Raw genomic sequence first — 6,837 nt, forward strand, 5'->3', positions numbered from 1 at the left:
GGTCCTGTTTTCCCGTCGTTCGCCGGGTTCGTTCGGGCGCTTGAGAAGGCCCCGTCGCGCGGGGTGCGCAATCTGGGGCCCTTCTCACGCGGCTCAGACGCTGGTGGCGCCGATTTCAACGCCGTGCTCGGCGGCGAGGCGGTGCAGGTCGTCCAGCTCGCCCTGCTCGACATCCGCGAGGAAGTCGTCGCCCGTCTCCCGAGCTTTCGTGAGGTCGGACTCGGTGGTCTTGATTCGTTGCAGCAGACCTGCGGTGAAAGCGTCCATAATGCGCCCCCTCATCGTGGGTCGGTGGCACGGGGGTGTGCCCGGGTTTCCCTCCGCACGGAGGCGGTAGGGCGGGTGATCACGCGCTCTCCGGGGACGGAGTGGCCTGTGGCACGCCACATTCAAGGCGTGATCGCGGGTGTGAATTCGTCCTCCCCAGCCCAAAGCTCAGAGAAACCTCAACTGGCCCGGAAATCCGGTGAATTCCCCGGAGCCCCAAGTCGGCCAGCGTCGTCTTACCGCCGGTTTATACGCGTTGCGGGCAGGATGGAGCCGCACAGACCAGTGCCGACGAGCGGTCCGGATCGCGGACCGTGGGCACCTCGGGACGTTCTGAAGTTACCTACGTACTGAAGTTTCTAAGGAAGGACAGCGCCGTGCGCGTACTCGTCGTGGAGGACGAGCAGCTGCTCGCCGATGCGGTGGCCACCGGATTGCGCCGTGAGGCCATGGCCGTCGATGTCGTGTACGACGGTGCGGCGGCCCTGGAGCGCATCGAGGTCAACGACTACGACGTCGTGGTGCTGGACCGGGACCTCCCCCTGGTGCACGGCGACGACGTCTGCCGGCGGATCGTCGAACTGGGCATGCCCACCCGGGTGCTCATGCTCACCGCGTCCGGGGACGTCAGCGACCGGGTGGAGGGACTGGAGCTGGGCGCCGACGACTATCTGCCCAAGCCGTTCGCCTTCAGCGAGCTCACCGCGCGGGTACGGGCGCTGGGCCGGCGTACGACGGTGGCACTGCCGCCCGTCCTGGAGCGCGCCGGAATCAAGCTCGACCCCAACCGCCGCGAGGTCTTCCGGGGCGAGGCGGAGATCCAGCTCGCGCCGAAGGAATTTGCCGTGCTGGAGGTCCTGATGCGCAGCGAGGGCGCGGTCGTCTCGGCCGAGCAGCTGCTGGAGAAGGCCTGGGACGAGAACACCGACCCGTTCACCAATGTCGTCCGGGTGACCGTCATGACACTGCGCCGCAAGCTCGGCGAACCGCCGGTGATCGTCACCGTGCCCGGCTCCGGCTACCGGATCTGACGGCCGATGCCCACCGTTCCGGCGCCGCCGACGGCGCCCCCGAAGCCCACCTGGGAGCCCAAACAGCAGGAGCCGCCGTACTGGCTGCGCCCGACCATCCGGATACGGCTCACGCTGCTGTACGGCGGCATGTTCCTGATCGCCGGCATCCTGCTGCTGGCGATCATCTACATGCTGGCCGCCCAGGCCCTCCATGTGGGCAGCGAGCTGCCGTTCAAGATCGTGAGCGGCCAGGTCACCAGCGACGTGTGCAATTTCAACGAAAAATCCACACCGGACGCCTTCAACGCGGCCATGAACACCTGCGTCAACCATCAGCGCCAGCAGGCGCTGGACACGCTGCTGAACCGGTCGCTGCTGGCCCTGGTCGGCCTCAGCGTCATCGCCTTCGCCTTCGGCTATGCCATGGCGGGCCGGGTGCTCTCCCCGCTGGGCCGGATCACCCGCACCGCACGCCGGGTGGCCGGAACGGATCTTTCCCGCCGGATCGAGCTGGACGGCCCGGACGACGAGCTGAAGGAGCTCGCCGACACCTTCGACGAGATGCTCGATCGCCTGGAGCGGGCCTTCACCGCCCAGCAGCGGTTCGTCGGGAACGCGTCGCACGAACTGCGCACCCCGCTCGCGATCAACCGCACGCTGCTCGAAGTCCATCTCTCCGACCCCCAGGCCCCGCCGGAGCTGAAGCAGCTCGGCAAGACCCTGCTGGCCACCAATGAGCGCAGTGAGCAGCTCGTCGAGGGCCTGCTGCTGCTCGCCCGCAGCGACAACCAGATCGTCGAGCGCAAACCGGTCGACCTCGCCGAGGTGGCCTCGCGGGCGATCGACCAGACGCGCGGTGAGGCCGAGGAGCGGGGCGTGGAGATCCGTGGCGAGCGGGCCCCGGCCGTCGTCCAGGGCAACGGCGTCCTGCTGGAGCGGATCGCGCTGAACCTCGTGCAGAACGCTGTGCGCTACAACGTCCCGGAGGGGGGCTGGGTGGAGGTCACCACCGAGCTCCGGTCCGGCCAGGCCTTGCTGGTGGTCTCGAACACGGGCCCAGTGGTGCCTGCGTATGAGATCGACAACCTCTTCGAGCCCTTCAGACGGCTGCGTACGGAGCGAACAGGCAGCGACAAGGGGGTGGGGCTCGGCCTGTCGATCGCGCGGTCCGTGGCGCGCGCTCACGGCGGCCGTATCGTCGCGGAGCCCCGCGAGGGCGGTGGTCTCGTGATGCGCGTCTCACTGCCGGCCTGAGAGGCTGGGTGAGGCGATTCGTACACGAATTACTTTGTTCGCTTTGAGCGGAATTTTCGGGACCTGCGCCCGAAGTTGCCGTGTGTGATCGATCACAGGAGCGAATTCCTGGATGCCAACGCTCCGTGATCAGGGCTATCACCGGAAAACCCGCAAAAGTCGGGGTTTTCGGGGTTCGATATCACGGGAAGTACACGGGGTGGCGCCCGTGAAGCGCGAGACCGGGACCGTGTACGGTCCCCATCGCCACCCAAGGCGACCACTCCCGAGCGGTCCTTTTGGGTGTCGATTGAGTAACAGACCTTGATGTGAGGCAAAATCTCCGCCTCAGGTCGGGCACAAGTCCGGCCTCTCACGCGTTACGTGCGCTGAGACACCGCAGACACCCAGAGGGGGAGAGCGACATGGCAACGGATTACGACACCCCACGCAAGACCGATGACGACGTCGACCAGGACAGCCTTGAAGAGCTCAAGGCTCGCCGGAGCGACAAGACGGCGTCCGCCGTCGACGTCGACGAATTCGACGCGGCCGAGGGACTGGAGCTGCCCGGAGCAGACCTGTCCAACGAAGAGCTGGCCGTAAGGGTCCTGCCCAAGCAAGCCGACGAGTTCACGTGCATGAGCTGCTTCCTCGTGCACCACAGGAGCCAGCTGGCGCGCGAGAAGAACGGCCAGCCGATCTGCCGCGACTGCGACTAGGTCGGACCGACCGTGGCAGGCGACACACCGTTCCGGAAGCGACGCTTGCGGCGCAAGAGGTCGTCGGAGGCGAATCAGGGCGGCACAGGCCCGGCAGAAGGCGTAGCAGCGCCTGCTGAGCGGTCCGCCCTGCCACCCTCCCCGGGTGAGCGGGACGACGAGCGGGGCCGGTCGGCCTCGCTCGAAGCAGTCACGGCAGTCGAAGGAGTTGAAGGAGTCGACACGGCCGATGGGGCCGGACAGGTCGACAGGACGGAGTCCGTGACCGGGGCAGGCCGTCTGAGTTCAGTGAAACGGGGAGTACACAAGGGTGGGGAGAGCGCCAAGGCAGCGATCGGTCATATCGCCGACCTGATCATCGAGAACGCTCCCCGCATCCCTGTGCGCGATCTCGCGACCCTGCGCAAGCAGTTCCCGGGCCTCGGGCCCGAGGAGCTCGCCGACAAGCTCATCGCAGGCGCGAGCAAGGCCACAGCAACCGTCGGCGCCGGTATCGGCGCGGCGGCCATGATGCCCGTACCGCCCGCCATGCTCGCCGAGCTGGCGGCGGAGATCACCGGTGTGGCAGCGATCGAGATGAAGCTCGTCGCCGAGCTGCACGAGGTCTACGGGCTGCGCCCGCCGGGCGGGCTCACCCAGCGTTCCACCGCCTACCTCACGTCCTGGACGGAGGAGCGCGGTATCGATGTCACCCACCCCGCGACGATCAATGCGGCGCTGGGCGGCCAGATGAGGCGCGAGCTGCGCCAGCAGATCACGAAGCGCATGGTGCGCGATCTGCCGAACCTCTTCCCGTTCATGGTCGGCGCCGCCGTCGGCGCGATGATGAACCGGCGCGACACCAGAAAGCTTGCCGAACGGGTCAGGAAGGACCTGCGCAAGCGTCGGATCCCCTGGGACCGGCTTCCGGAGCTGCCTCCGCTGGAGCGGCCGGGGGGCCTGCTCAAGGATCTCCCGGGCGAGCTGGAGGGCTAGGGCATCCCAGGCGCCCGACGGGGCCGGCCCACGCCCGACAGGGCCTGTGGGACCGCGAGAGGCCGCCTGCAGGGCCCGTGAGGAGCCCCCGAAAGGAGAGAAACCTCCGAAGCTAGGCCCGCACCGCGCTGAGCGCTGCGACCAGGGCCTGCGGCTCGCGGGTCGACAGATAGACGTACGGAGTCGGGTCCTGCGGGTCGGTGACCTCCACCCGGACCGCCGTCGGAATGTAGCTGCGCAGCAGCATGAACGCGCGAGTGTCCGCCTTGTACGAGCGCCACGCGCGCGCCTCCTCCGCCTCCAGCACCTCGGCCTCGCCGAGTGCCGTCACCGGAATCCGTGCGTCGCCGGCCACCAGGGCGCCCGCGACCACCCGGATCCTGGCCGAACCGTACGAGCTCACCGCGACCGCCGACAGGGCCGTTCCGCCCACCAGGCCGGCCAGCAGGGGCAGGGTGCCGAGCGGCAGCAGCATCAGGGCACAGGCGATGCCGACCAGGAAGGCGATGAGCCACCACGAACGGGGTGCGGTCAGTCGTTCGTCGAAAGGCGGGGTGGAAGGCTGCATGAAGCCAAGCTTGGCACGGCGCGACCTGCGGGTGGCCGCGCGGGTAAGGTCTGCGCCTGTGAGTGGAACATCTGTGGCTCTGAAGCCCCCGGCCGACGCGGTGAAACCGGTCCGGCACCCCGAAGCCCCGGCCCCCGGCGAACTCCTCGGCTCGCACTACGAACACTGTTTCGGGTGCGGCGAAGGGCAGCCGCACGGGCTGCACCTCCAGGCGCGGGCCGGCGAGGGTGTCGGAGTCACCGCGGAGTTCACCGTGAAGGCCGCCCACCAGGGCGCCCCGGGGCTGGCCCACGGCGGCGTCCTGGCCACCGCGCTGGACGAGACGCTCGGCTCGCTGAACTGGCTGCTGCGGGTGATCGCGGTGACCGGGCGGCTGGAGACCGACTTCGTGCGCCCGGTGCCCGTGGATACCGTGCTGCACCTGGACGCCGAGGTCACCGCGGTGCACGGCCGGAAGATCTACTCCCGGGCGACCGGCCGGATCGGCGGCCCGGACGGACCGGTGGCGGTCCGCGCCGAGGCCCTCTTCGTCGAGGTCAAGGTCGACCACTTCATCGAGAACGGCCGTCCGGCCGAGATCCAGGCAGCGATGGCCGACCCGGACCAGACCAAGCGCGTCCGTGCGTTCGAGGTGAATCCTTGATGCGTCACCCCGTAGATGTACTTATCCGCCGTGTCGACCCGGACGTGCCGATTCCGGCCTACGGACATCCTGGCGACGCCGGGGTCGATCTGGTGACCACGGAGGCCGCCGAACTCGCCCCGGGCGAGCGGGCTGTGCTGCCCACCGGGGTGTCGATCGCGCTGCCCGACGGATACGCCGCGTTCGTGCACCCGCGGTCCGGCCTCGCCGCGCGCTGCGGAGTCGCCCTTGTGAATGCCCCGGGGACGGTTGATGCCGGGTACCGTGGAGAGATCAAGGTGATCGTCATCAATCTCGACCCGCGCGAGCCCGTGCGGTTCGAGCGGTTCGACCGGATTGCCCAACTGGTCGTCCAGCAGGTCGAGAAGGTGCGCTTCCACGAGGTGGCGGAGCTACCCGGCTCGGCCCGCGGCGAGGGAGGCTTCGGATCCACCGGAGGGCATGCTTCCGGTGATGTTGACGGCGTCAGGGGCGGGATTCCCCAGGGCGGGAACAGCTACGCTTCGGTCGTACCCGACCGGGAAGGACAGTGACGTGTTCGGACGTCGCAAGAAGAGTGGTTCCGCCGAGGACGCGGCGGACGAAGCGCGCGAGGCCGAGCAGGTCGTCGACGAGCTCGATGACGCCGATGGAGCCGACAGCGGCTCGCGTCGGGTGAATCTCCCGCCGGCGCCGCGGCCGGACGGACCGTGGGACATCACCGAGGTCTCCCAGCCCGGCGAGGGCCGGGTCGACCTGGGCGGCATCTTCGTGCCCGGTGTCGAGGGCATGGAGCTGCGCGTCGAGGTGGCCGGTGACGCGATCGTCGCCGCGACCGTGGTGCTGCGCGACAGCGCCATCCAGCTGCAGGCCTTCGCCGCCCCCAAGAAGGAGGGCATCTGGGGCGAGGTCCGCGATGAGATCGCCTCCGGCATCACCCAGCAGGGCGGGATCATCGACGAGGTCGAGGGCCCGCTGGGCTGGGAGCTGCGTGCCCAGGTCCCCGTACAGCTCCCGGACGGGACGAACGGCGTGCAGCTGGTGCGCTTCGTCGGCGTCGACGGGCCGCGCTGGTTCCTGCGCGGAGTGATCTCCGGCCAGGGTGCTGTGCAGCCGGAGGCCGCGGGGCTGCTGGAGACGATCTTCCGGGACACCGTGGTCGTCCGTGGCGAGGGCCCGATGGCGCCGCGCGACCCGATCGTCCTCAAGCTCCCCGACGACGCCCAGATGGTGCCCGAGGGCGTCCAGCAGGAGAACCAGGAGGGCTCGAAGTTCTCCGGTGGCATGGGCCAGCTCCAGCGCGGACCCGAGATCACCGAGGTGCGCTGAGCTGATACGGGCAGCCGCCCGGCACAGCTGAAGGCCGGGGGGGCGTTCCCCCATCCCCGGGGGGTCGGCCCACCGGCCTTTATGGGGGCGCCGGGCGGGCTCGGGGGC

Annotated in this window: 9 protein-coding genes; 7 read left to right on the forward strand and 2 right to left on the reverse strand. The window is 69.2% G+C overall.

The features are described from left to right. Nucleotides 1-93: 93 nt before the first annotated feature. A complete protein-coding gene (locus ACFVYE_RS38145; protein ID WP_176740391.1) occupies nucleotides 94-267 on the reverse strand; it encodes a hypothetical protein in 174 nt (57 codons plus the stop codon). 377 nt (nucleotides 268-644) lie between these two features. Between ACFVYE_RS38145 and ACFVYE_RS38150 the strand changes: the two genes are divergently transcribed. The 4 genes from ACFVYE_RS38150 to ACFVYE_RS38165 all read left to right on the forward strand — a co-directional run bounded on the left by ACFVYE_RS38150 (nucleotide 645) and on the right by ACFVYE_RS38165 (nucleotide 4,210). Next, entirely contained in the window at nucleotides 645-1,298 is a 654-nt protein-coding gene (locus ACFVYE_RS38150) for a response regulator transcription factor (protein WP_383078773.1), read from the forward strand. A gap of 6 nt (nucleotides 1,299-1,304) precedes the next feature. Continuing rightward, the gene (locus ACFVYE_RS38155; RefSeq protein ID WP_383978389.1) at nucleotides 1,305-2,534 is read left to right on the forward strand and encodes a sensor histidine kinase; all 1,230 of its coding nucleotides are present in this window, start codon (nucleotides 1,305-1,307) and stop codon (nucleotides 2,532-2,534) included. A gap of 404 nt (nucleotides 2,535-2,938) precedes the next feature. Beyond that, nucleotides 2,939-3,235: a DUF4193 domain-containing protein gene (locus ACFVYE_RS38160; protein ID WP_003965732.1), complete on the forward strand. Its 297-nt coding sequence runs from the start codon at nucleotides 2,939-2,941 to the stop codon at nucleotides 3,233-3,235. A gap of 12 nt (nucleotides 3,236-3,247) precedes the next feature. Then, a complete protein-coding gene (locus ACFVYE_RS38165; protein WP_389608480.1) occupies nucleotides 3,248-4,210 on the forward strand; it encodes a hypothetical protein in 963 nt (320 codons plus the stop codon). Nucleotides 4,211-4,322: 112 nt separating this feature from the next. Here the strand turns inward: ACFVYE_RS38165 and ACFVYE_RS38170 are convergent, their stop codons facing one another. Continuing rightward, nucleotides 4,323-4,778, reverse strand: coding sequence for a DUF3093 domain-containing protein (locus tag ACFVYE_RS38170; protein ID WP_383978395.1), 456 nt, complete (start codon nucleotides 4,776-4,778; stop codon nucleotides 4,323-4,325). A 58-nt stretch (nucleotides 4,779-4,836) separates the two neighbouring features. Here ACFVYE_RS38170 and ACFVYE_RS38175 point away from each other — a divergent pair, with 58 nt between their 5' ends. From ACFVYE_RS38175 to ACFVYE_RS38185, 3 genes are read left to right on the forward strand one after another with little or no spacing between them, the layout of a single operon-like run. Continuing rightward, nucleotides 4,837-5,421, forward strand: coding sequence for a PaaI family thioesterase (locus ACFVYE_RS38175; protein WP_383978398.1), 585 nt, complete (start codon nucleotides 4,837-4,839; stop codon nucleotides 5,419-5,421). After that, nucleotides 5,421-5,954 (forward strand): dUTP diphosphatase, encoded by a 534-nt coding sequence (gene dut / locus ACFVYE_RS38180; protein WP_389608481.1) that lies wholly within the window; start codon nucleotides 5,421-5,423, stop codon nucleotides 5,952-5,954. The genes ACFVYE_RS38175 and dut overlap by 1 nt, the downstream gene beginning before the upstream one ends. A gap of 1 nt (nucleotide 5,955) precedes the next feature. Then, nucleotides 5,956-6,729: a DUF3710 domain-containing protein gene (locus tag ACFVYE_RS38185; protein ID WP_383978404.1), complete on the forward strand. Its 774-nt coding sequence runs from the start codon at nucleotides 5,956-5,958 to the stop codon at nucleotides 6,727-6,729. Nucleotides 6,730-6,837 lie beyond the last annotated feature (108 nt).

It is taken from the genome of Streptomyces sp. NPDC058239 (assembly GCF_042882185.1).
Lineage (GTDB): Bacteria > Actinomycetota > Actinomycetes > Streptomycetales > Streptomycetaceae > Streptomyces.